This is a genomic window from Mesorhizobium sp. YC-39, from assembly GCF_025753795.1.
Taxonomy (GTDB): domain Bacteria; phylum Pseudomonadota; class Alphaproteobacteria; order Rhizobiales; family Rhizobiaceae; genus Mesorhizobium.
The window spans coordinates 998845-1019966 of record NZ_JAOWPS010000002.1 but is presented as its reverse complement, the minus strand read 5'-3'; the positions used below and the strand labels follow the sequence as shown (position 1 = coordinate 1019966).

24 protein-coding genes are annotated in these 21122 nt (G+C 63.1%); 9 read left to right on the top strand and 15 right to left on the bottom strand.

The window, feature by feature from the left end; genetic code table 11:
• Positions 1-4: 4 nt before the first annotated feature.
• The 3 genes from OHD62_RS14400 to OHD62_RS14390 form a co-directional block, all read right to left on the bottom strand.
• Positions 5-292 (bottom strand): ArsR/SmtB family transcription factor, encoded by a 288-nt coding sequence (locus OHD62_RS14400; protein WP_263783447.1) that lies wholly within the window; start codon positions 290-292, stop codon positions 5-7.
• A 31-nt stretch (positions 293-323) separates the two neighbouring features.
• Entirely contained in the window at positions 324-1571 is a 1248-nt protein-coding gene (locus OHD62_RS14395; protein WP_263783446.1) for an MFS transporter, read from the bottom strand.
• 98 nt (positions 1572-1669) lie between these two features.
• Entirely contained in the window at positions 1670-1864 is a 195-nt protein-coding gene (locus OHD62_RS14390) for a DUF1192 domain-containing protein (RefSeq protein WP_263783445.1), read from the bottom strand.
• Between the two features lie 135 nt (positions 1865-1999).
• Here OHD62_RS14390 and OHD62_RS14385 point away from each other — a divergent pair, with 135 nt between their 5' ends.
• Complete coding sequence (locus OHD62_RS14385; RefSeq protein WP_263783884.1) at positions 2000-3010, top strand: NAD(P)H-quinone oxidoreductase; 1011 nt, start codon at positions 2000-2002, stop codon at positions 3008-3010.
• A gap of 207 nt (positions 3011-3217) precedes the next feature.
• Positions 3218-3358: a DUF1127 domain-containing protein gene (locus tag OHD62_RS14380; protein ID WP_008873877.1), complete on the top strand. Its 141-nt coding sequence runs from the start codon at positions 3218-3220 to the stop codon at positions 3356-3358.
• Positions 3359-3519: 161 nt separating this feature from the next.
• Here the strand turns inward: OHD62_RS14380 and OHD62_RS14375 are convergent, their stop codons facing one another.
• Positions 3520-4167 carry a LysE family transporter gene (locus OHD62_RS14375; RefSeq protein ID WP_263783444.1) on the bottom strand — a complete coding sequence of 216 codons (648 nt, stop codon included), beginning with the start codon at positions 4165-4167 and terminating at the stop codon, positions 3520-3522.
• Between the two features lie 250 nt (positions 4168-4417).
• Between OHD62_RS14375 and OHD62_RS14370 the strand changes: the two genes are divergently transcribed.
• Positions 4418-5110, top strand: coding sequence for a DUF1013 domain-containing protein (locus tag OHD62_RS14370; protein ID WP_263783443.1), 693 nt, complete (start codon positions 4418-4420; stop codon positions 5108-5110).
• Between the two features lie 146 nt (positions 5111-5256).
• On the opposite strand, the gene OHD62_RS14365 is transcribed toward OHD62_RS14370, so the two are convergent.
• The 4 genes from OHD62_RS14365 to OHD62_RS14350 form a co-directional block, all read right to left on the bottom strand.
• On the bottom strand, positions 5257-5976 hold the full coding sequence (locus tag OHD62_RS14365) for a helix-turn-helix transcriptional regulator (RefSeq protein WP_006327961.1): 720 nt from the start codon (positions 5974-5976) through the stop codon (positions 5257-5259).
• Positions 5977-6052: 76 nt separating this feature from the next.
• Positions 6053-6463, bottom strand: a complete 411-nt coding sequence (locus tag OHD62_RS14360) for a hypothetical protein (RefSeq protein WP_263783442.1) — start codon at positions 6461-6463, stop codon at positions 6053-6055.
• 7 nt (positions 6464-6470) lie between these two features.
• The gene (locus OHD62_RS14355) at positions 6471-6836 is read right to left on the bottom strand and encodes a VOC family protein (protein ID WP_263783441.1); all 366 of its coding nucleotides are present in this window, start codon (positions 6834-6836) and stop codon (positions 6471-6473) included.
• Between the two features lie 131 nt (positions 6837-6967).
• Entirely contained in the window at positions 6968-7135 is a 168-nt protein-coding gene (locus OHD62_RS14350) for a hypothetical protein (RefSeq protein ID WP_263783440.1), read from the bottom strand.
• Positions 7136-7401: 266 nt separating this feature from the next.
• Here OHD62_RS14350 and OHD62_RS14345 point away from each other — a divergent pair, with 266 nt between their 5' ends.
• Both OHD62_RS14345 and OHD62_RS14340 read left to right on the top strand, forming a co-directional pair.
• A complete protein-coding gene (locus OHD62_RS14345; protein WP_263783439.1) occupies positions 7402-8355 on the top strand; it encodes a ring-cleaving dioxygenase in 954 nt (317 codons plus the stop codon).
• Between the two features lie 62 nt (positions 8356-8417).
• Entirely contained in the window at positions 8418-8579 is a 162-nt protein-coding gene (locus OHD62_RS14340; protein ID WP_008873884.1) for a hypothetical protein, read from the top strand.
• 13 nt (positions 8580-8592) lie between these two features.
• On the opposite strand, the gene OHD62_RS14335 is transcribed toward OHD62_RS14340, so the two are convergent.
• The 7 genes from OHD62_RS14335 to tkt form a co-directional block, all read right to left on the bottom strand.
• The gene (locus OHD62_RS14335) at positions 8593-9318 is read right to left on the bottom strand and encodes an SGNH/GDSL hydrolase family protein (protein WP_263783438.1); all 726 of its coding nucleotides are present in this window, start codon (positions 9316-9318) and stop codon (positions 8593-8595) included.
• A gap of 78 nt (positions 9319-9396) precedes the next feature.
• Positions 9397-10137: a DUF899 domain-containing protein gene (locus tag OHD62_RS14330; RefSeq protein WP_263783437.1), complete on the bottom strand. Its 741-nt coding sequence runs from the start codon at positions 10135-10137 to the stop codon at positions 9397-9399.
• A 149-nt stretch (positions 10138-10286) separates the two neighbouring features.
• Positions 10287-11312 carry a class I fructose-bisphosphate aldolase gene (locus OHD62_RS14325; protein ID WP_263783436.1) on the bottom strand — a complete coding sequence of 342 codons (1026 nt, stop codon included), beginning with the start codon at positions 11310-11312 and terminating at the stop codon, positions 10287-10289.
• A gap of 128 nt (positions 11313-11440) precedes the next feature.
• A complete protein-coding gene (locus tag OHD62_RS14320; protein ID WP_263783435.1) occupies positions 11441-12637 on the bottom strand; it encodes a phosphoglycerate kinase in 1197 nt (398 codons plus the stop codon).
• Between the two features lie 110 nt (positions 12638-12747).
• Complete coding sequence (locus OHD62_RS14315) at positions 12748-14667, bottom strand: potassium/proton antiporter (RefSeq protein WP_263783434.1); 1920 nt, start codon at positions 14665-14667, stop codon at positions 12748-12750.
• Positions 14668-14908: 241 nt separating this feature from the next.
• Positions 14909-15919 carry a type I glyceraldehyde-3-phosphate dehydrogenase gene (gap, locus tag OHD62_RS14310; RefSeq protein WP_263783433.1) on the bottom strand — a complete coding sequence of 337 codons (1011 nt, stop codon included), beginning with the start codon at positions 15917-15919 and terminating at the stop codon, positions 14909-14911.
• 154 nt (positions 15920-16073) lie between these two features.
• Positions 16074-18065: a transketolase gene (gene tkt, locus OHD62_RS14305; protein WP_263783432.1), complete on the bottom strand. Its 1992-nt coding sequence runs from the start codon at positions 18063-18065 to the stop codon at positions 16074-16076.
• Between the two features lie 260 nt (positions 18066-18325).
• On the opposite strand from tkt, the gene OHD62_RS14300 reads away from it, so the two are divergent.
• The 4 genes from OHD62_RS14300 (at position 18326) to OHD62_RS14285 (ending at position 20947) form a co-directional block, all read left to right on the top strand.
• The gene (locus tag OHD62_RS14300; RefSeq protein WP_006327981.1) at positions 18326-18598 is read left to right on the top strand and encodes a DUF4164 domain-containing protein; all 273 of its coding nucleotides are present in this window, start codon (positions 18326-18328) and stop codon (positions 18596-18598) included.
• An 11-nt stretch (positions 18599-18609) separates the two neighbouring features.
• Positions 18610-18975: a cell division protein ZapA gene (locus OHD62_RS14295; RefSeq protein WP_263783431.1), complete on the top strand. Its 366-nt coding sequence runs from the start codon at positions 18610-18612 to the stop codon at positions 18973-18975.
• A 293-nt stretch (positions 18976-19268) separates the two neighbouring features.
• Positions 19269-19928 (top strand): peroxiredoxin, encoded by a 660-nt coding sequence (locus OHD62_RS14290; RefSeq protein ID WP_263783430.1) that lies wholly within the window; start codon positions 19269-19271, stop codon positions 19926-19928.
• Between the two features lie 146 nt (positions 19929-20074).
• The gene (locus tag OHD62_RS14285) at positions 20075-20947 is read left to right on the top strand and encodes an MBL fold metallo-hydrolase (RefSeq protein WP_263783429.1); all 873 of its coding nucleotides are present in this window, start codon (positions 20075-20077) and stop codon (positions 20945-20947) included.
• Positions 20948-21122: the final 175 nt, after the last annotated feature.

Below are 21122 nucleotides of genomic sequence, written 5' to 3'. Positions count from 1 at the left end.
GACTTCAGTTCCCGGGCGAGCCAAGCTCTCCCGCATCCCAGAACTGGTCGAGCCAAAGGTTGAGCCGGAGGAAGCCGGCATTGCTGACGGTATAGACGCGCCTGGTGCCTTCGGCCTTGGCGTTGACCAGTCCGGCCTCGAGCAGCACCTTCAGGTGCTGCGAAACCGCTGGGCGCGAAACCGGCAAGCCGGCAGCCAGTTCGTTGACGGTCTTCGGGCCGCGCCGGAGCTCTTCCAAGAGATAGCGCCGGTTGGGATCGGCAATCGCCATGAAGGCGTCAGAAAAGATCATGCCTTATTTGTGAGGCAAAGCCTTTCGAATCTCAACCGTCGGTTTCATCTTTTCTGCGTGGGTCGAGCCGCAATGCCTCCGGCGTGAGCGAACGCTCGGCCGGCTGGGTCTTGAAGGCGTCGCGGTTTTCGATCGGCACCGGCGCGCGGCGGCTGATGCGCAGCAGCGTATAGGCAGCCAGGCAAAGATGCGCCAGCGCGGTCGCCAGGAACAGGCCTTCGGGACGCATCCAGCCCATCAGGCCGGCGGCCAGCATCGGCCCGATCATCGTGCCGAAACCATAGAGCAGCAGCAGGCCGCCCGACACTTTGACGAAATCCTCCGATCGGGCATGGTCGTTGGCATGCGCCACGGCGATCGAATAAAGCGTGTAGGCGAAGGCGCCATAGGCAGCGGTGCAGACAATGACGAAGACGCCGGATCGCGGTTCGAACAGGAAGATGGCGATGGCGAACAGCGCTGCGCCGAAGGCAGCGCCGGCAAGCACGAAGCGACGATCCGTCTTATCGGAGAGACGCCCGGCCGGCAGCTGCATGGCAGCGCCGGCAACAACCACCAGGCTCATCATCAGAGCGATCTCGGCCGTGGAAATGCCGATGCGGGCGCCATAGACGGCGCCAAGCGTGCCCCAGGCGCCATTGGCGATACCAATCAGAAGGCAGGCGATCGCCGACACTGGCGAATTGGCATAGAGCCCCTTGACGTCGAGCTTGACGTCCTGCAGCGGCTTGGGGTGCGACTGCGTCGAGACCGCGGTCGGGATCAGCGACAGGCAAAACAGGATGCCGGTGATCATGAACAGCGAGGCCGATTTCACGTCGCCGCCGGCAACGATCATCTGGCCGCCCATGATCGAGGCGTAAGTCACCATCATATAGAGGCCGAAGACGGTGCCGCGATTCTCGTTGGTGGCCTTCTCGTTCAGCCAGCTTTCGATGACCATGAAGGCACCGGCCATGGTAAAGCCGGTGAAGGCGCGCAGCAGGATCCATGTGTATTCATCGATGATCAGGCCGGTCAGCAGCGCCACGATCGCCCCCGACGCGGCAAAGGCGCCGAAGGCCCTGACATGGCCGGCGCGGCGCACGAGGCGCGGGGCAAAAAAGCAGCCGGTGACGAAGCCGCCGGCCCAGGCCGTACCCATCAGGCCGAGCGATGCGGTCGAGAACCCTTCCAGCTGGCCGCGCAACGGCAGCAGCAGGCCATGCAATCCGGACGCCGCCAGCAGGAAAGCAGTGCCGCGAAGCAGCGAGAGGATCGGTCTGTATGTTGCGAACATTTGCTGATCCGGGCTGGAGCTTGGGTGGCAGGGCGGAAGACAATTGCATTCAGGCTTTTCGGCGGCGTCGCTTCGACACCGGAAACGATGCGCGGAACCTATCCGCGGCGGAACAGCGCCTCGGCCGCGGACTTGGTGGTGTCCTTGGCCTTGAGTTCAGCCTCCAGCCGCGCGATCTCGTCGCGCAGGATGCCGATCCGCTCGGACAGTTCGTCGACTGAGAGCAGCGCCAGGTCCTGGCCGATCTCGTGCGGGCGCGCTTTCTTCTTGGGTTCGTCGTCGAAGATCGCCATCGTCGCTCCTCCCTGGTGAGGTCAATTGCGGTTTCGCTACGTCAGTTTGGCCATTTGCCTGATTTGGCAATCAGCATACATAGGGCAGGGGTGCTGATGCAAACAGCCGGCAATCAGACCGGCACGGGACAGTTCATGGCGAGCGCACAGAAAATTCCGGCGAAGATGACGGCCATTGCAATCTCCGAACCCGGCGGGCCGCGGGTGCTGAAACCGGAAACACGCGATGTGCCGACGCCCGGCCCCGGCGAAATCCTGATCCGGGTACGTGCCGCCGGTGTCAACCGGCCGGATGTGCAGCAGCGCAAGGGCGCCTATCCGCCGCCGCCCGGCGCATCCGATCTGCCCGGTCTGGAGGCAGCAGGCGAAGTGGCGGCCCTTGGCGACGAGATATCGCGCTGGCGCGTCGGCGACCGGGTCTGTGCGCTGACGCCGGGCGGCGGCTATGCCGAATATGTCAAGGTCCATGCCGGCAGCGTGCTGCCGCTGCCCGCCGGCTTCACCCACACCGAAGCGGCGGCGGTGCCTGAAAACTACTTCACCGTCTGGCACAATGTGTTCGAACGCGGCGGCCTGAAGAGCGGCGAGACGCTGCTCGTCCATGGCGGCTCGTCCGGCATCGGCACCACGGCGATCCAGCTGGCGTCTGCCTTCGGCGCCTATGTCGTCACCACCGCCGGCACCAAGGAGAAATGCGACGCCTGCCTGAAGCTTGGCGCCGACCGGGCGATCAACTACCGCGAGGAGGATTTCGTCGCGGCGGTCAAGGAGGCGACCGGAGGCAAGGGCGCCAATGTCATCCTCGACATGGTCGGCGGCGACTATGTGGCGCGAAACTATGAGGCTGCGGCGATAGAAGGCCGCATCGTTCAGATCGCCACGCAGGGCGGGGCGGTCGCCAGCGCCGATTTTTCGAAGATCATGGTCAAGCGGCTCGTCCACACCGGCTCGACGCTCCGGCCGCGCACCGTTGAGTTCAAGGCGGCAATCGCCGCAGCACTTGAGGCACAGGTGTGGCCGTTGCTCGGTACGCGCAAGGTGGCGCCTGTCATGGACATGATCTTCCCGCTCAAGGAAGCGTGGCGGGCGCATGAGCGGATGGAAGAGGGCGAACATATAGGCAAGATCGTGCTCGACGTCGGCTAGGATGTATCGATATTCAGGTGAGGCCGGCTTGACCTGAATCTCAACACATCCTGGGGCTTGTGCGTCGCCCGCGGTAAGCTGAACAAAAGCTTAATGCTGCAATGCACAATTGCATTGCGGCCATGCAAAAGCGTCTGTTCAATTCCTGGGCAGCGATGCCTATTTACGCGCCATCGAAACGAATGATCCAACGAATGGAGGACCACCATGAACCCGATCCGCGCTTTCCGTAACTGGCGCATGTACAATGAGACCGTGCGTGAGCTGAACAAGCTCAACGCCCGTCAGCTCAACGATCTCGGCATCAACCGCGGCGATATCGAGAGAATCGCCCGCCAGGCGCGTTGATTTTGAGCAGGTCCGGTCCGAATGGCCGGATCCGCCGAAAAAAGCCAGAGCCGCCGCTGACAGTTTTTCGTCGCCGGTTCCGAGCCCGCTGGACGCAAGTCCGGCGGGTTTTGTCTTTTTGGGGCCTTTGCGATTGCGCCGGCTCGCGCGCATGCTTCGCTTCAGGGGCCAAGTGCTGCAAAGCCGAGCGCCACCAAAGCTCCGCCCAATACGATGTCCGCAGGTTTTCGGAAACGATCGTAGAATCGCTGCGTGGCTGGCTGGGAAATGGAAAGGCCGACAAGGCCAAACCAGATGATCGCAACAACAAACACCATCGCGACGGCGATCGCGGATGCGTGGACATTCAAATTCAGCGTAGAGGACGCGAAGAACAGCGCGGTGGCGGGATTTGCAGCCGCCGTGACAAATGCCAGCCGGAAGTGGCGAATGATCGGAACTGGCTTCGGCTGTTTGATCCCCGCGGTCCTGGTCGACAGCGCCCGCCTCATCGAGTTCCAGCCGATGAACACCAGCATCGCCCCGTAGAGGCTGGCGGCCACCTGGTGCGCGATGCCCCCTGGCGGCAACATGCCCGCTCCGGTCGCGACGACGGCCGCCAGCAAGCTTGCGCCAAGGGCGGTACCGGCGGCAGCCGACAAGGCGATCGTGCGCGAAGCGGTCAGCCCGGCCTGCGCGACAACTGCGAAGTTGGCTCCCGGCAGCATTGCCACCAGAGCATACGAAACGGCGAACGGAAGCAACTCCGCCGCGACGGCGTGTCCGGTCTCGATCATCGATTGGCCCCGCACCATCAGCGGCTCGGCCATCTCAGGGCAGGCCACTGCAATCGAAGCCGAAAATCTGGATGAAAGGCCTGGCCCCGACAATCGGCAAATGCCGACTGCCGGGATATTTTTTGAAAAACCGGGTTGCCCGTGGTGGCGCCAGGATTGAATGCTGCCCAAAAACGTTGCGAAAGGGCGAGAGAGCGGTTATACAGGCCGCGAATTTCCCATTTTGGTGGCTCTAAAACCACCGCCCGCGCGGGAACGCGGGCGAACGAGAAGGATTTTTATAATGGCCAACACGCTGCTGATGCCCAAGGCGACCGCCGTCTGGCTGGTCGACAACACCGCGCTCTCCTTCGAGCAGATCGCGCAGTTCTGCGGGCTGCATCCGCTCGAGGTCAAGGCGATCGCCGACGGAGAATCGGCGCAAGGCATCAAGGGCATGGACCCGATCATGACCGGCCAGCTGACCCGCGACGAGATCGCGCGCGCCGAGAAGGACCAGAACCATCGGCTGAAGCTGTCCGACCCCAAGGTGCGGGTGCCGGAATCCAAGCGCAAGGGTCCGCGCTACACACCGCTATCCAAGCGCCAGGACCGGCCCAATGCCATCCTCTGGCTGGTGCGCAACCATCCCGAGCTGAAGGACGCGCAGATCTCGCGCCTCGTCGGCACGACCAAGTCGACGATCGACCAGATCCGCGACAGGAAGCATTGGAACTCGGCCAATCTGCAGCCGATGGACCCGGTGACGCTGGGACTGGCCTCGCAGATCGACCTCGACATGGAAGTCAACCGTGCCTCGCGCGGCCGTGAGCAGGCGCAGCCGGCCGGCGACACGCTGCTGCCGGCGGCATTGACCGAGCGGCTGGTGCCGGCGCCGGAGAAGCCGAAGGACGAGGATGCCGAACTCGACGCCACAGCCGTCTTCGCCAAGCTTTCGGCGCTGAAGTCGAAGGACAAGGACGAAGACGAGGAGTGAGGAGTGCTCGGCTCGCAGGCCGATCAAATTGACAACGATTTGTCGATTGAAACGACGAACGCCCGGAGCCATAGCGAAAGGCAAGCTATGAAACAAAAAAGCCCGCTCGAAGCGGGCTTTTTTATCGGACGTGGCTTGGGAGGGGATCACGTCCGTCCCGCGCGGTCGCGCGACATGCCGTAATCCTCGCTGCGTTCCACCGCGCGATAGAAATCGGCGAGCTGCTTGCCACGCTCAGGTTTGAAGACGCGGCCGGCAATCACCACAGAGGCGATGCGGTCGATACGGAAGGCGCGGAAATCGTCGCGCATCTCGCACCAGGCGACCAGCGTCCACACCTTGCCCCAGAACCACAGGCCCAACGGCCTGATGTCGCGTGCGGTGCCGCGGCCGGCCTCGTCGGAATAGTCGATGGTCAGCACCTGGCGTTTTTCTACGGCACGCTCGATGAGGTCGATCGCCTCGCGGGCGGCATCGCTCACCACCCACATCGGCGTGTGGATCTCGGTGCGGGCGATGCGGTCCTTTTCGGCGTCGGGCAGCACGGCGCCGATCTTGACCAGCGCCTCGTCGGCGGCGCGTGCCATGGCGGCGCCGCCAAAGGCGCGCACCATGCGGGCGCCGGCGACCAGCGCCACGATCTCGTCACGCGTGAACATCAGCGGCGGAAGGTCGAAACCCTCCCTCATCATGTAGCCAACGCCCGCCTCGCCGTCGATCGGCACCCCGGTCGACTGCAGGTCGGCGATGTCGCGGTAGATGGTTCGCTCGGAAACTTCGAGCCACGTGCCCAGCTTCTGGGCGGTGACCAGACGGCCACCGCGCAGATGCTGCACGATCTGGAAGAGCCTGTCGGCGCGGCGCATCGTATGGTCCCTCGGTGTTGTCTTTATGATGCATGTCGTTGTCCCAAAACCGGTTCCCACTTTTGGGCGGCACGCATTATGGCTTCAGCCCTTCGCGCTTACGCTGCGCGGCGACAAACTCCGCGCCAAAGGACAATTTCCTCGTTGTCGGCGTCTTCGCGTCGATCACCCGCCAGAAGGGTGCGACGTCGCCCAGCGACATACCGCGCTCAAGATCCTCATTGGCAGCCTCGGCCACGGTGCGCAGATGATAGCCTATGGTGACCGGACATGTCACTTCGGCACCGTGCTCGATGGCGAGCGCGGTGCGCAACGCGTGGACATCCATCTCCACGCCTTCCGGAATCGACCGGATAAAATCATCGACCTGGCGTGCCGTCGGCACCAGCATCGGCGGGCCTTCGACGACGTCCGCGACCGTGCGTGGCGACGGCTTGATGCCGTTGATGCCCGGTGTGTTCAGCCTGTCGTTCCAGCTTTTCACCATGCAGCCCCTAGACGAAGAGTCCGAAACTGTTGCCGTCCGGGTCGAGGCAATAGGCGAATGTGCCGGCCGGAATGGAGATCGCCGGCGAGACGACCTGGCCGCCATTCTGCGTCACCCGCTCCATGGCGTCTTCGATCGGTGCGGCCACCGATAAATGGATGGTCGGTCCGGTTCCAGGTGCTGCCGGCTTTCCGGGGTAGACGTGGCCAGATGCCATCCGATCCTGCGCGCTGAACATGGCGATCGGGTTCGGGCTGCTTTCCTCGAGCACCAGATCATTCCCGAGCACCGATTTATAGAAAGCGCGGGCGCGCGCCATGTCGGTGACAGGGATCTCGAACCAGGCCGAGGCTTTTGCAGGGATGAAGGCCATGTCTCTCTCCTGAACTTGCTGCTTTATCGCACGCCGCTCCTGACAACATACTGTCAGGAGCCTTCAGCAGCCCTGCCACCTACATCTGGGGATCGCGGCGCTGGTATCAATCCTGGCCTGCAAGAATCGCCTCAGTTGTCGTTCCTGCGGGTGCCGGCATACATGTCGGGCCAGCCGATGTCCTTGCGGAGGTCCGCCGGCAACCCGTCCATGAACCGCTGGGTGCGGATCTCGTTGCGCAGCGTCCGGATCTTGCCGACATAGTGCTGCACGCTGCGCAAAATCGTAAAACCGTTCATGACTAGCCTCCTCTGTTTCGATGAAGGCATCATCGCACACCCCTCCTGACAGCAGTCTGTCAGGAGGGTTCAGGGTCTCTAGAGATCGTTCTGTTCCTGCCTGTCGCCGAGGCAAGACAGCGCTTGGGCCATCCGGTCGTATCAAGGTATGAAGGGGAGGTCGTTCAACCTGCAACGACGGACTGTCGGAATTCGCGGCCTTCAGCGGCAGACTCGGGGTTCTGATATTGAGGGAGAAAATTTTTCCAGAGATCAGGGAGACGACCATGAGCCTGCAACTGACAGGAATCCACCATCTGACCGCCATCACTGCAAACGCACCCGGAAACCTTCATTTCTACACCAGGGTTCTGGGGCTGCGGCTGGTGAAGAAGACGGTCAATCAGGACGACACATCGGCCTATCACCTCTTCTATGCCGACGCGGAGGCGACGCCCGGCACCGATGTTACCTTCTTCGACTGGCCGGTTGGGCGCGAGCGGCGCGGCACAAACAGCATCGTCCGCACCAGCCTGCGGGTCGCCAGCCCGGAAAGCCTGGCCTGGTGGAAAGAACGGCTGGACGGCGAGGCCATCGCGACGGGAGAGGTCGGCGACATTGGCGGCTATCCGTCTTTGGATTTCGAAGACCCCGAAGGTCAGCGCCTGCGTCTGGTCAGCGATGGCGGCCAGGGGGACAATCACCCCTGGGCCCAAAGCCCGGTGCCGGCTGAGCACCAGATACGCGGGCTTGGGCCGATCGTCATCAGCGTTCCCGACATCACCAATACCGAGGCGGTGCTGACCAGGGTGATGAATATGCGGAAAGCGCGTGATTATGCCTCGCCGGACGGTGAGGGACGGGTCCATGTCTTCGAGATGGGAGAAGGCGGGCCGGCGGCGGAACTTCATGTCGCGGTGCAGCCGGGCTTTGCGCCGGCGCGGCAAGGCGCGGGCGCGGTCCACCACGTTGCGTTCAGGGCGCCCGACCAGGAGACATTGCACAAATGGACGGCGCGGTTGGCCGAATTTCACCTGCCGTCCAGCGGCGAGGTCGAACGATACTACTTCCGCTCGCTCTATTTCCGCGAGCCGAATGGCATCCTGTTCGAGATCGCCACCGACGGACCAGGTTTCACCGCCGACGAGCCACTGGAGACGCTGGGCCAAAGGCTGGCCTTGCCGCCCTTCCTCGAACCGAAGCGGGCTTCGATCGAGGCCGGCCTCAAGCCGCTGGCTTAGTATCTATCGGCTCGTGGCGAGGAGCGCTTTGACAGCCGGCCGCTATGCTGGTCAAAAGCGGCATGTCGAAACTCCTCGCGCTCGTCATCATCGCCATGATGGTCATCCAGCTTATCAAGCCGCTCGGCTGGCCGGGGCTGAAGCGGCGTAGCGATTTCTGGAAGCTGGCCCTGCTGGCCATGGCGGCGATTTCGATCACGGCAGTGCTGGGGCATTGGACGTAAAGCTGGCGGCCCGCTAAGCGGCAGGTAGCCTACCCAGCACCAGGCTCACCAGATGTTCCGCCCAGGCCCGGTAGCCGGCTTCCGAGGCATGGAATCCATCGGAGGCAAAGCCGGCTTCCGGATCGGTGATTGGCAGGCGTGGCGCCGGCACCGCGCCGCGCTCGAGGCAAAGGCGCTCGCCCATCCGGTTCATCTCACCGGCGCGGATTTCCAGGATCTTGCCGAGCAGTGGCGGCATTGCCGGTGCGCGGGTGAATTCCAGCACCGGCGACCACACGACACGCGCCTCCGGCCATTTGGCGCGTAGCGAGTAAAGCAGGCCGCCGAACTCCTTCTTGAAGCGTGGCACCGAGTGGAAGTTCTTGGTGTCATTGGTGCCGATGGCGAGCACGATATGCGTCCACGGATCGGCCGACAGATTGGGCAGCACGTGGTCGCGGATCTGGCCTGATGTCGCCGAATTGAAGCCGGCCGCCCGCCAGCGCACGGCCTGACTGGTACGTTGCGAGATCAGAACAGCCAATTGCGCGGCCAGGCCGTTCTCGGAATGGCCAATGCCGACCGAGGCGGCCGAGGAATCGCCCAGCACGAGAAGCGAGATTGCCGGTGCCTTGCCCGATATCTCGTGCATGACCGGCCCTTGCGCCGGCAGCATGCGGGTGGTGCGGCGGCGCACGCCGAGCCCTTGCCAGATGTAGACCGGGAAGGCGAGCCAGGTGAGGAGGGCCGGAAGGCGCATGGCGATACCATAGAGCGGATTACAACCAGCCTTTAGCGCATGTGGCGCCGCAGGTGAATTGCAGCGGTCGACGATGGATCAACCGCAACATTCATGCCCTGTCTGCGGTCTGTCCTGATATTCGTCATGCAGCCGCACCCAGTCCATCAGGCTGTGATAGGGGCCGGTCTCGTTGCGACCCTTCGGCGTCATGTCGAGATAATGGTAGGCGCCGATCAGTGGATCGCCGCCACGGGCGCGCGTGATGAAGGTCAGAAAAATGTCGCCGGCCTCATCCCGATAGAACACGCTGGCGCCGGGAAGATCCTTCGATTTTCGCGGGCGCTGGTCGAAATTGTAGGTGGTGTCGCCGGCCGCGATCTGCTTGTCGGTGAAGGAAACCTGCATGTCGAAGTTGAAATCCGAGGCGTAGGAAGACACCCAGTCGAACTTCCAGCCCATCCGCTGCTTGTAAGGCAGAAGCTCGGCCAGCGGCGCCCGCGCCACGACGACCAGCGACACGTCGTGATGCCTGAGATGCTGGTTGGCGCCGTCGATGTGGTCGACCAGGAAAGAGCACCCTTCGCAGCGGTAGTCAGCGCCCGGCCCGAACATGAAATGGTAGACGATCAGCTGGCTTTTGCCGGCGAACAGGTCGGCCAGTTTCTTCGGCCCTTGTTCGGTCTCGAAGACATAGTCCTTGCGAATCTTCAGCCACGGCAATTCGCGGCGTTCGGCAGCGATGCGATCACGAAACCGCGTCAATTCCTTTTCGCGCGCCAGATGCGCCTTGTGCGCCTCGAACCAGTCTTCCCGGGAAACGATCTTGTTGCTTGGCATGAACCTGCTCCTCTTTCCGACAGAGGACGTTCGGCAGGGGCGGAAGCCGACAAGGCCGCTCTTTTTTCACGCGCAGGATCGCAGCTGGCCTTGTTCCAAACAAAAACCCGGGCGCATGGCCCGGGTCCAACGATGCGGAAAGTTTCCGGTCAGGCGGCCTTTTCAAGCGCTGGCTGCCATTTTCCAAGTGCCGCCAGATGGTTCATGTGGGCACGGTGGGCGAAGGCGGCCTGGCCGGCGGCGACATTCGACGCCTTGCCGCTCCATGCCTTCTGCGGGGCCGCCTGCAGGGCGCGGCCATAGGAGAAGGTCAGCTTCCACGGATGTGGGCCAATGGCGTTGATGGCGTTGAGGTTGGCGGTTGCCTCCTCGTCCTCCTGGCCGCCGGACAAGAAGGCGATGCCCGGCACCGCCGCCGGCACCGTCTCGCGGAACAGTTTTATGGTCTGTTCGGCGACCTCTTCCGGACTGCTCACCTTGCCCGATTTCTTGCCGGCCAGCACCATGTTCGGCTTCAGGATGGTGCCTTCGAGGACGACACGGGCCGCATAGAGCTCAGTGTAGAGTTTTATCAGCGTGGCCTTCGAGATTTCGTAGCAGGTGGCGATGTCGTGGGCGCCGTCCATCAGCACCTCCGGCTCGACGATCGGCACGATGCCGGCCTCCTGGCAGAGCGCCGCATAGCGGGCCAGCGCATGGGCGTTGGAGCCGATCGAGGTGGCGGAAGGCACGCCCTTGCCAACATCGATGTCAATCACCGCGCGCCATTTGGCGAAACGGGCGCCCATCTTGTAGTAGTCGGCGAGGCGCTCGCGCAGGCCGTCGAGGCCCTCGGTGATGGTGTCGCCGGGAAAGCCGGCCAGAGGCTTGGCGCCGGCGTCGACCTTGATGCCGGGGATGGCCCCTGAAGCCTTGATAATGTCGACCAGCGGCGTGCCGTCGGCGGCCTTCTGGCGGATGGTTTCGTCATAGAGGATGACGCCGGAAATGTACCTGGTCATCGCGTCGGAGGCGCGGAACATCATCTCACGATAGTCGCGGCGGCTGTCGGCAGTCGATTCAACGCCGATGACGTCGAAGCGCTTCTTGATGGTGCCGGAGCTTTCGTCGGCGGCCAATAGGCCCTTGCCATCGGCCACGATCGCGGCGGCAATATCCTCGAGACGTTCGCTCATGCTGGTTCTCCTTGAATTGGTCCGCATCTAGCAGAACATTAGCGCGAGAGAGGTTCAAGTCGAACTGTTCAGCTGGGGCAAACGCGAATCGATTGAAAGTCGCGAGCGCGCCGCTTCGTCCTCTCGCCTTAGTGCTTCAGCACGTCGACGCCGGGCAAAGGTTTGCCTTCCATCCATTCCAGAAAGGCGCCGCCGGCCGTCGAGACATAGGTGAAATCGTCGGCGACGCCGGCGTGGTTGAGAGCCGCCACGGTGTCGCCGCCGCCGGCAACGGAGACCAGTTTGCCGGCCTCGGTGCGCGCCGCCGCGTGCCTGGCTGCCGCAACCGTCGCGTGGTCGAAGGGCTCGATCTCGAAGGCGCCGAGCGGACCGTTCCAGACCAGCGTCGCGGCGCGGTCGATCCATTCGGCAATGGTCTTCACGGTCTTTTCGCCGACATCGAGGATCATCGCGTCGGCAGGCACCTGTGATATGGCGACGGTCTGACTGGCCGTACCCGCCTTAAACTCCTTGGCGACGACGCCGTCGACCGGCAGGATGATGGCGCAGCCGGCCTCGGCCGCCTCGATCATGATCTGCTTGGCAGTGCCGGCAAGGTCGTGCTCGCACAAGGATTTGCCGACATCGGTGCCGCGCGCGGCAAGAAAGGTGTTGGCCATGCCGCCGCCGATGACCAGCGCGTCGACCTTCTTCACCAAATTCATCAACAGATCGATCTTGGTCGAGACCTTGGCGCCGCCGACGATGGCGACGACCGGGCGGACAGGATTGCCGAGGCCCTTTTCCAGCGCGTCGAGCTCGGCCTGCATCGTGCGACCAGCGAAGGCCGGCAGAAGATTGGCCAGCCCTTCGGTCGAGGAATGGGCGCGGTGCGCGGCGGAAAAGGCGTCGTTGACGAAGATGTCGCCATTGGCGGCGAGCTTTTCGGTGAAGGCCGGGTCGTTCTTTTCCTCTGCCTTGTGGAAGCGGGTGTTTTCGAGCAGCAGCACGTCGCCCTTGTTCATGGCGGCGACGGCGCTCGCTGCACTGTCGCCGATGCAGTCGGACGCAAAGCCGACGGGGCGGCCAAGCACCTCCGCTGTCGCCCTGGCGATCGGCTCGAGCGAGAATTCGGGGGTCGGACCCTCCTTGGGGCGGCCGAAATGGGCAAGCAGGATGACCTTGGCGCCCTTGCCGGAAAGCTCAGCGATGGTCGGCGCGATGCGCTCGATACGGGTGGCGTCGGTGACTTTGCCATCGGCGACGGGAACGTTGAGGTCGACGCGCACCAGCACGCGCTTGCCGCTGATATTGCCGATGTGATCCAGTGTCTTGAAGCTGGCCATACTGATCCCTTTCGCGAAAAATCGCCGGGACCATACCCCGCGCCAATGACGATGCAAGGCCTGCGACAGGGCCTAGGCGGAAAATATGACCCGGTGCCTGTGTGGAGTGGTCAGTTCTCGGTCGCTGCTTTTTCTGCCGCAGGTTCCTGGGTCGGCTTCGCATCCGCCTGTGCCTCGGCAATTAGCGCCTCGGCAATCTGCGTCTCGCCATTGTGCGCTTCGGGCGGCTTGCGCCAATTGCGGACAAAGGCGGCGATGCGGTCGCCGATCTCGCCGGCGCTGAGGAACACTGGCACCCGCGCCACCGGCGCTGTCGGCTCAAAGGAAAGACCAAGGCCCGTGATCCTGCCCTTGTCGTCGACGTCGCGGACGATCAATTCGATCGGGCCAAGCAGCACGCGGTCGGCATATTCGGCACGGCCGCCGAGCCGTGCGGTCACCAGGGCGCCGACGGTCAGCTTGCGCTCCTCCTCGGTCAGGCCCGGCTCATAGGCTGCTTCCAGTTCCGCGGCCGAGCGCGCCGGGTCGACGGCGAAGGCGCCGAAGAAATCGGCATCCTCGGGATCGACCACGGCGCGGCTGGCGAACAGCTTGTCGAGCAGGCGCGGATAGCGGTCCGGCACGAAGATGTAGACGTGGTCACCTGCTGCCAGCCTGCCCATGTCCTGGAAACGCATCGAGCGCCCGTCGCGCAGCACCAGCGATGGCCGCGCCCAGCGCGGAATGCGCTCGCCGCGCGCCACCGGGCTGCCAGGCGCCACGCGGTAGGCGAGAAGCTCGTGATGGGCCGAACCCGGCAGTTCGAGCTCGACCTTGTCCAGCGGTCCGAGGCGGGCCGGCACGATCAGGCCGAGGCGGCGCGCCAGCGGGCCGACGGTCCATCCCTGCACGACCAGCGACACCAGCACGACGATGAAGGCGATGTTGAAGATGAAACGGCCGTTCTCCAGACCGCCGAGCAGCGGGGTGATGGCGAGCAGGATCGACACGGCGCCGCGCAGGCCGACCCAGGAGATGAAGGCGATCTCGGGGCGCGGCAGGCGAAATGGGATCAGGCAGAGCCAGACGGCGATCGGCCGCGCCACGAAGATCAGGAACAGGCCAAGCAGCACCGCCGGCACCAGGATCGCCGGAAATTGCGAGGGCGTCGCGAACAGGCCGAGGATCAGGAACATGATGATCTGCGCCAGCCATGACATGCCGTCCTGGAAGCGCTTGAGAATGGTGACGGCGCGGATGTCGGAATTACCGGCAACCAGGCCGGCGAGATAGACCGCCAGAAAGCCGGAGCCGCCAATAGCGCCGGCGGCGGCGAACACCATCAGCGACAGCGTTAGCACGAAGATAGGCAGGAGGCCGTGATCGAGGTTGAGCCGGTCGACGAGGCGCACGGTGGCGAGGCCGCCGAGCACGCCGACAATGGCACCAAGCCCCATATTGATGAGGAAGCCGAGGAAAAGGTCGGTGACCAGCATCCTGGCTTCAGGGTTGGCGTGAGCCGCGATGATCTCGACCAGGGTGATGGTCAAGAAGATGGCGATCGGATCGTTGGTGCCGGATTCCACCTCGAGCGTGGCACGCACACGCTCGCGCAGATTGATCTCGCCGGCGCGCAGCAGGAAGAAGACCGCCGCCGCGTCGGTCGAGGCGACGGCAGCGCCGAGCAGGAAGGATTCCAGCCAGGTGAGATCGATAAAATAGTGGGCGGCGGCGCCAAACAGACCGGTGGTTAGCAACACGCCGAACGTTGCCAGCGACAGCGCCGGTGCTGCTGCCTGCCGCAAGGCGTTGAGCGGTGTGCCGAAACCGGAATCGAACAGGATGACGGCCAGCGCCAGTGAACCGGCAAAATAAGCCAGCCGCGCATTGTCGAACTCGATGCCGAGGCCGTCGGTTCCGGTGGCGAGGCCGATGCATAAAAAGAGCAGCAGGAGAGGGGCGCCGAAGCGAAAGGCGATCAGGCTCGAAAACGCGGCGGCAACGACGAGCGCGGTGCCGACCAGCGTTACGAGATAGATCGCATGCTCCATCCGAATTTGCCCCTCACATTCGTGTCCCTCTCGAATTACGGGAGAGTGAGGCGAAGACGTGACCAGTGCAAGGCGGGAGAGCGGCTTTTTGGCCTATGCCGCTGATTTTCGCAGGTTTTGACGCTCAGAGCACAATCGTGCCGGCCAAAGCGCGAAGCGGTCCTGGAGCGTCCCGGGGACATGGGTGCTCCAACAAAAAACGCCCGGACGAAGCCGGGCGTTCAGGTCGTGAGAAAAGAGATCAGGCGATGGTCTTGCCGAAGGCGACGGATGTGTCGCCCATGCGGTTGGAGAAGCCCCATTCATTGTCGTACCAGGACAGCACCGAAACGAAGTTCCCGTCCATGACCTTGGTCTGGTCGAGCGCCATGATCGAGGAATGCGGATCATGATTGAAGTCGATCGACACGTTCGGGTGATGAGTGACGGCGAGGATGCCCTTCAGTCTGCCATTCGAAGCGGCGATCACCGCTTCGTTGATTTCCTGCACGGTGGTCGAACGCTTGGCGATGAACTTGAAGTCGACGACCGAGACGTTGGGGGTCGGCACGCGGATCGAGATGCCGTCGAGCTTGCCCTTGAGGTCGGGCAGCACCAGGCCGATCGCCTTGGCGGCACCAGTCGAGGTCGGGATCTGCGACAACGCCGCGGCGCGGGCGCGGTAGAGGTCCTTGTGCATGGTGTCCAGCGTCGGCTGGTCGCCGGTGTAGGAGTGGATCGTCGTCATCATGCCCTTTTCGATGCCGACGGCCTCGTGCAGCACGGCTGCCAGCGGTGCCAGGCAGTTGGTGGTGCACGAAGCGTTGGAGATGACGATGTGGTCCTTGGTCAGCTTGTCGTGGTTGATGCCATAGACGACAGTGAGGTCGGCGCCTTCGGCCGGGGCCGAGACGATGACACGCTTGGCGCCGGCGGTCAGGTGCGCGGCGGCCTTGTCGCGCGCGGTGAAGATGCCGGTGCATTCGAGCGCGATGTCGATGCCGAGTTCCTTCCACGGCAGCTGCGTCGGATCCTTGATCGCGGTGACCTTGAACGTCTCCTTGCCGACGGTGATCTGATCGCCGGAGACCGTCACTTCATGCGGGAAGCGGCCATGCACGCTGTCGTAGCGCAAGAGATGCGCGTTGGTCTCGACCGGGCCGAGGTCGTTGACGGCGACGACGTCGATATCCTTGCGGCCGGATTCATGGATGGCGCGCAGGATGTTGCGGCCGATGCGGCCGAATCCGTTGATGGCAACTCTGACGGTCATTTTTCTCTCCCTGGGAGCTGGAAGGCGATGGGTCCGCTGCTTCATAGCGGCGGGCGAGCGAAGAATCCAGCCGCAGAAGGCCGAATTTAAATCGATTAGGTTGGTCCAGCCCGGCAAAGCCGATCAATCGGCTTTGCCGTGCATGGAGCCGGTCTCACTTACCGTGCAGGCGGGCTTCCACCGCCTTGGCCGCAGCTTCAGCGGTGATGCCGAAATGCGGGTAGAGCTGTTCGATCGAACCCGAAGCGCCGAAGCCGGTCATGCCGATGAAGATGCCGTCGATACCGATGAGATGATCCCAGCCCTGGCGGATGCCGGCCTCGATGGCGACCTTGACCTTGGCCTTGCCGATCGTCCTGGCGCGGTAATCTTCGCTCTGCTTGTCGAACAGTTCGAAGCAGGGAACCGAGACGACGCGTGTCGGATGGCCGTGCTTCTCCAGCAACTCGCGGGCAGCAAGTGCGATCTCGACCTCGGAACCGGTGGCAAAGATCGTCACCGCCGCCTCGCCGCTGGCGGCGGCCAGCTCGTAAGCGCCCTGGCTGCTCAGGTTCTTCGCCGAGAATTCGGTGCGCACCGTCGGCAGGTTCTGGCGGGTCAGCGCCAGCGTCGACGGCGTCTTTTCCGTCTCCAGGGCCAACTGCCAGCATTCGGCTGTCTCGACCGCGTCGGCCGGACGGAAGACATTGTGATTGGGGATGGCGCGCAGGGCCGCCAGATGCTCGACCGGCTGGTGGGTCGGGCCGTCCTCGCCGAGACCGATGGAATCATGGGTCATGACGAAGATCGAGCGGATGCCCATCAGGCAGGCAAGCCGCATCGACGGGCGAGCGTAGTCGGAGAAGCACATGAAGGTGCCGCCATAGGCGATGAGGCCGCCATGCAACGTCAAACCATTGAGTGCCGCGGCCATGCCATGCTCGCGGATGCCGTAATGGACGTAGCGCTGGCCGTAATCGTCAGGCGTGATGTTCTTGGTCTGGCTGGTCTTGGTGTTGTTGGACCCGGTGAGGTCGGCCGAGCCGCCGATGGTTTCGGGCACGGCGCCGTTGATGACTTCCAGCGCCATCTCCGACGATTTGCGGGTGGCGACCTTCGGCTTGTCGACCGAAAGCTTCTTCTTGTAGTCGGCAATGACGGCGTCGAAATTCGACGGCAGCTTGCCGGCGATGCGGCGCTCGAACTCAGCCTTCAGCTTGGGCTCAGCCTTGGCGAGACGGCCTTCCCAGTCGGTGCGGGGCTTGGCGCCGGCCTTACCGGCGGCGCGCCACGCATCGAGGATGTCGGCGGGAATCTCGAAGGGCGGCGAATCCCAGTTGAAGAACTTGCGCGCGCCGGCGATTTCCTCGGCGCCGAGCGGCGAGCCATGCGCCTTGTTGGTGCCGGCCTTGGTCGGGGCGCCGAAGCCGATGGTCGTCTTGCAGGCGATCATCGTCGGCTTGTCGGAGTGGCGGGCAGCCTCGATGGCATAGGCAATTGCTTCGGGATCCTGGCCGTCAATGTGGCTGGCGTTCCAGCCCGAGGCCTGGAAGCGGGCGACCTGATCGGTGTTGTCGGCGAGCGATACCGGACCATCGATCGAGATGTTGTTGTTGTCCCAGAAGACGATCAGCTTGTTGAGCTTGAGGTGCCCGGCAAGCGCGATGGCTTCCTGGGAAACACCCTCCATCAGGCAGCCGTCGCCGCACAGCACATAGGTGTAGTGGTCGACGAGGTCGTTGCCGAAGGCGGCGTTCATGATGCGCTCGCCGAGCGCGAAACCGACCGAATTGGCAAGGCCCTGGCCGAGCGGCCCGGTCGTCGTCTCGATGCCCGTGGCATGGCCGTATTCGGGATGGCCTGCCGTCTTCGATCCGAGCTGCCGGAAATGCTTGATCTGGTCGAGGGTCATGTCCTCGTAGCCAGTCAGGTGAAGCAGCGAATAGAGCAGCATCGAACCATGGCCGGCCGACAGGATGAAACGGTCGCGGTCGGGCCAGTGGGGGTTCTTCGGATCATATTTCAGGAAGCGCGTGAACAGCACCGTGGCGATATCGGCGCAGCCCATGGGCAGCCCGGGATGGCCGGAGTTAGCCTTCTCGACGGCGTCCATGGAGAGAAAACGGATCGCATTGGCCATCCGGTCATGTTGTTCACGCGACGTCATGGTTCCTCCAGGGTGGGGGTTTGGGGCCTTGGGAGAGGCCCTGGAAAGGGTGCGCGACACATAGCAGGCGCGGCTCTTGAGTCAACAAATCGGTGCGTTTTTGCCGGCCTTGTGATGCCGTAACCCCGCTACATTAGCGTTAGCAGGGGACAGTCGCGAGAGCTTTATTGACGTCGCCTTCACACGGTGGGTAATGTTTCCGACATAACGCGTTCTGAACGTGAATGATTCGGTGATGGGCAGGGCGCAGGACGAAAGCCATGACCGGGGAAACGACGCTTAAGGAAGTTATCGCCAGGCTGGGTAAAGCCATCGAGGGGCTGGAAAACGCCGTGGCGGCCAAGCTCGAAAACGAGCGGGACTATTCGGAGGCCGAGGCCGAGGTGCAGCGCATGAACGCTGATCGCTCGCGGCTGGCGCAAGAACTCGACAATTCCGAAGCGCGCGCCGAACGGCTGGAGGATGCCAACAAGGAAGTCTCGCGCCGGCTGGTGACCGCCATGGAAACCATCCGCGCCGTGCTGGACAGATAGGGGTTGGCCAAATGGCACAAGTCACGGTTTCCATCGACGGCAAACAATATCGCATGGCCTGCGACGAGGGCCAGGAAGAGCACCTGATCGACCTCGCCGAGCGCTTCGACCGCTATGTCTCGCATCTGAAGGATTCGTTCGGCGAGATCGGCGACCAGAGGCTGACGGTGATGGCCGGCATCATGGTCATGGACGAGCTGTCGGAACTGCAAAAGCGCGTCAAGGGCATGGAGACGGAAGTGCTGACGCTGCGCAAGACGCGCGATGAGGCGCTGACCAAGGCCGACAAGAACGACAGCGTGCTGACTGGTGCGCTTGGCGCACTGGCCCAGCGCATGGAGGATCTGGCGACGACGCTGGTGGTGAAGAAGGCCTGATCCGGCGGGTTTCCATTAGAGCGACGTGCGTCCGTTCGGACGCACAAAAGTACGCTCTAATCTCTTTGACCCCTTCGCATCGTGCTTTGCGAACATCGATTCCAATTTTTGGGCCGATGCGATGGCGGCAGAAATTCCTGTTGCATTTACCGAAAAAGGACAAAAATTTTTTGCCGCCGACGCCAATGCCGGCGGCAACAGTCGTTTGAAGGATGACGCCGGAGTGATAAAAGGGCAAAGGCGGCGTTTGCGCTCAGTGCCGGCCGCAATCCAATTAAGGGTAGGGACACGCCATGGGCCTTCGCATCAACGATATCGCACCGGATTTCACCGCCGAGACAACGCACGGGCCGATCAGTTTTCATGAATGGATCGGCGACGGCTGGGCGGTGCTTTTCAGCCATCCGAAGAACTTCACGCCAGTCTGCACGACCGAACTCGGCACGATGGCCGGACTGGAAGGCGAGTTCAAGAAGCGCAATGTCAAGATCATCGGCATTTCCGTCGATCCGGTCGCGAACCATGCCAAATGGCAGGACGACATCAAGACGGCGACCGGCCATTCGGTGCAGTATCCGCTGATCGGCGACAGGGATCTCAAGGTCGCCAAGCTCTATGACATGCTGCCGGCAGGTGCCGGCGAGACCTCGGAAGGCCGCACGCCGGCCGACAATGCGACAGTGCGTTCGGTCTACGTCATCGGTCCCGACAAGAAGATCAAGCTGGTTCTCACCTATCCGATGACGACCGGTCGCAACTTCGATGAGATCCTGCGTGCCATCGATTCCATGCAACTGACCGCCAAGCACCAGGTGGCGACGCCGGCGAATTGGAAGCAGGGCGAGGATGTCATCATCACGGCCGCCGTCTCCAACGAGGACGCGATCAAGCGTTTCGGCGCCTATGAGACGATCCTGCCCTATCTCAGGAAGACCAAGCAGCCTTCTGGCTGAACCCGGCGCTTCGGAACCGTTTTTGGCTTTCTCGCTGTTGCGAGGTAAGTGATGCTTGACTGAGCCGCCCGAGTGGACAACCATACTCCTCTCGGGTGCTGACAGAGAAAATCATTCCTGCCGGCGTTGGTTTGAGGAAGCCGAAATTGCACGTAGCTTTGGCGAAGCCACAGGTCAGCGGCTTCTACGATAAGCCGACGGGAGCCATCCAGTATGTCGTCGCCGACCAGACGACGAAACGATGCGCCATCATCGACCCGATTCTCGACTTCGACGAGAGGTCCGGGGCGACCGGCACGAAGAGCGCTGACGCTTTGCTCGACTTCGTCAGCGAGCGCGGACTGAGCGTCGAGTGGATCCTCGACACCCATCCGCATGCCGACCATTTCTCGGCGGCGCACTATCTCAAACAGAAGACCGGAGCGCCAACGGCTATCGGCGACAGGATCGTCGACGTCCAGGCATTGTGGAAAGCGATCTACAACTGGCCGGATTTTCCCGCCGACGGTTCGCAATGGGACAGGCTGTTCGCCGATGGCGAGACCTTCCGGATCGGAACCCTTCCCGTCAGGGTGCTGTTCTCGCCTGGCCACACGCTGGCCTCGATCACCTATGTGATCGGCGATGCCGCCTTCATCCACGACACGCTGTTCATGCCGGACAGCGGCTCGGCGAGAGCCGACTTTCCCGGCGGCAGCGCCGCGCGGCTGTGGCGCTCGATCCAGGACATTCTGGCGCTGCCGGACGAGACGCGCCTGTTCGTCGGCCATGACTATCAGGCCGGCGGGCGCGAGGCGCGATGGGAAAGCACGGTCGCGGAGCAGAAAGCGGGGAATATCCACCTCGTTGCCGCGCACACCGAAGCCGATTTCGTCGCCTTGCGTGAGGCGCGCGACAGGACGCTGCCGATGCCCCGGCTGATCCTGCACGCGCTGCAGGTCAACATGAACGGCGGGCGACTGCCGGAGCCGGAAGCCAATGGCCGTCGGTATCTGAAGTTTCCGCTGGATGGGCTTTGAAGAAACTGTCGATGCCCGCCTCAATAGGTAATCGCCTATGTCGGCGCCAGTGGGGGAGCACCATAGGCGATTGTCCTGATCGGATGTCACCTCTTTTCCCCAATCGCTGCCGCAGCCGTTAGACGCAAAAAAAGGCGCCGCCAGTTTTCCTGGCGCCGCCTTCTGTTCATTGCCG

Coding starts and splice junctions, on each gene's coding strand:
- OHD62_RS14400 (WP_263783447.1), bottom strand. CDS start 292: ATGATCTTTTCTGACGCCTTCATGGCGATTGCCGATCCCAACCGGCGC.
- OHD62_RS14395 (WP_263783446.1), bottom strand. CDS start 1,571: ATGTTCGCAACATACAGACCGATCCTCTCGCTGCTTCGCGGCACTGCT.
- OHD62_RS14390 (WP_263783445.1), bottom strand. CDS start 1,864: ATGGCGATCTTCGACGACGAACCCAAGAAGAAAGCGCGCCCGCACGAG.
- OHD62_RS14385 (WP_263783884.1), top strand. CDS start 2,000: ATGGCGAGCGCACAGAAAATTCCGGCGAAGATGACGGCCATTGCAATC.
- OHD62_RS14380 (WP_008873877.1), top strand. CDS start 3,218: ATGAACCCGATCCGCGCTTTCCGTAACTGGCGCATGTACAATGAGACC.
- OHD62_RS14375 (WP_263783444.1), bottom strand. CDS start 4,167: ATGGCCGAGCCGCTGATGGTGCGGGGCCAATCGATGATCGAGACCGGA.
- OHD62_RS14370 (WP_263783443.1), top strand. CDS start 4,418: ATGGCCAACACGCTGCTGATGCCCAAGGCGACCGCCGTCTGGCTGGTC.
- OHD62_RS14365 (WP_006327961.1), bottom strand. CDS start 5,976: ATGCGCCGCGCCGACAGGCTCTTCCAGATCGTGCAGCATCTGCGCGGT.
- OHD62_RS14360 (WP_263783442.1), bottom strand. CDS start 6,463: ATGGTGAAAAGCTGGAACGACAGGCTGAACACACCGGGCATCAACGGC.
- OHD62_RS14355 (WP_263783441.1), bottom strand. CDS start 6,836: ATGGCCTTCATCCCTGCAAAAGCCTCGGCCTGGTTCGAGATCCCTGTC.
- OHD62_RS14350 (WP_263783440.1), bottom strand. CDS start 7,135: ATGAACGGTTTTACGATTTTGCGCAGCGTGCAGCACTATGTCGGCAAG.
- OHD62_RS14345 (WP_263783439.1), top strand. CDS start 7,402: ATGAGCCTGCAACTGACAGGAATCCACCATCTGACCGCCATCACTGCA.
- OHD62_RS14340 (WP_008873884.1), top strand. CDS start 8,418: ATGTCGAAACTCCTCGCGCTCGTCATCATCGCCATGATGGTCATCCAG.
- OHD62_RS14335 (WP_263783438.1), bottom strand. CDS start 9,318: ATGCGCCTTCCGGCCCTCCTCACCTGGCTCGCCTTCCCGGTCTACATC.
- OHD62_RS14330 (WP_263783437.1), bottom strand. CDS start 10,137: ATGCCAAGCAACAAGATCGTTTCCCGGGAAGACTGGTTCGAGGCGCAC.
- OHD62_RS14325 (WP_263783436.1), bottom strand. CDS start 11,312: ATGAGCGAACGTCTCGAGGATATTGCCGCCGCGATCGTGGCCGATGGC.
- OHD62_RS14320 (WP_263783435.1), bottom strand. CDS start 12,637: ATGGCCAGCTTCAAGACACTGGATCACATCGGCAATATCAGCGGCAAG.
- OHD62_RS14315 (WP_263783434.1), bottom strand. CDS start 14,667: ATGGAGCATGCGATCTATCTCGTAACGCTGGTCGGCACCGCGCTCGTC.
- gap (WP_263783433.1), bottom strand. CDS start 15,919: ATGACCGTCAGAGTTGCCATCAACGGATTCGGCCGCATCGGCCGCAAC.
- tkt (WP_263783432.1), bottom strand. CDS start 18,065: ATGACGTCGCGTGAACAACATGACCGGATGGCCAATGCGATCCGTTTT.
- OHD62_RS14300 (WP_006327981.1), top strand. CDS start 18,326: ATGACCGGGGAAACGACGCTTAAGGAAGTTATCGCCAGGCTGGGTAAA.
- OHD62_RS14295 (WP_263783431.1), top strand. CDS start 18,610: ATGGCACAAGTCACGGTTTCCATCGACGGCAAACAATATCGCATGGCC.
- OHD62_RS14290 (WP_263783430.1), top strand. CDS start 19,269: ATGGGCCTTCGCATCAACGATATCGCACCGGATTTCACCGCCGAGACA.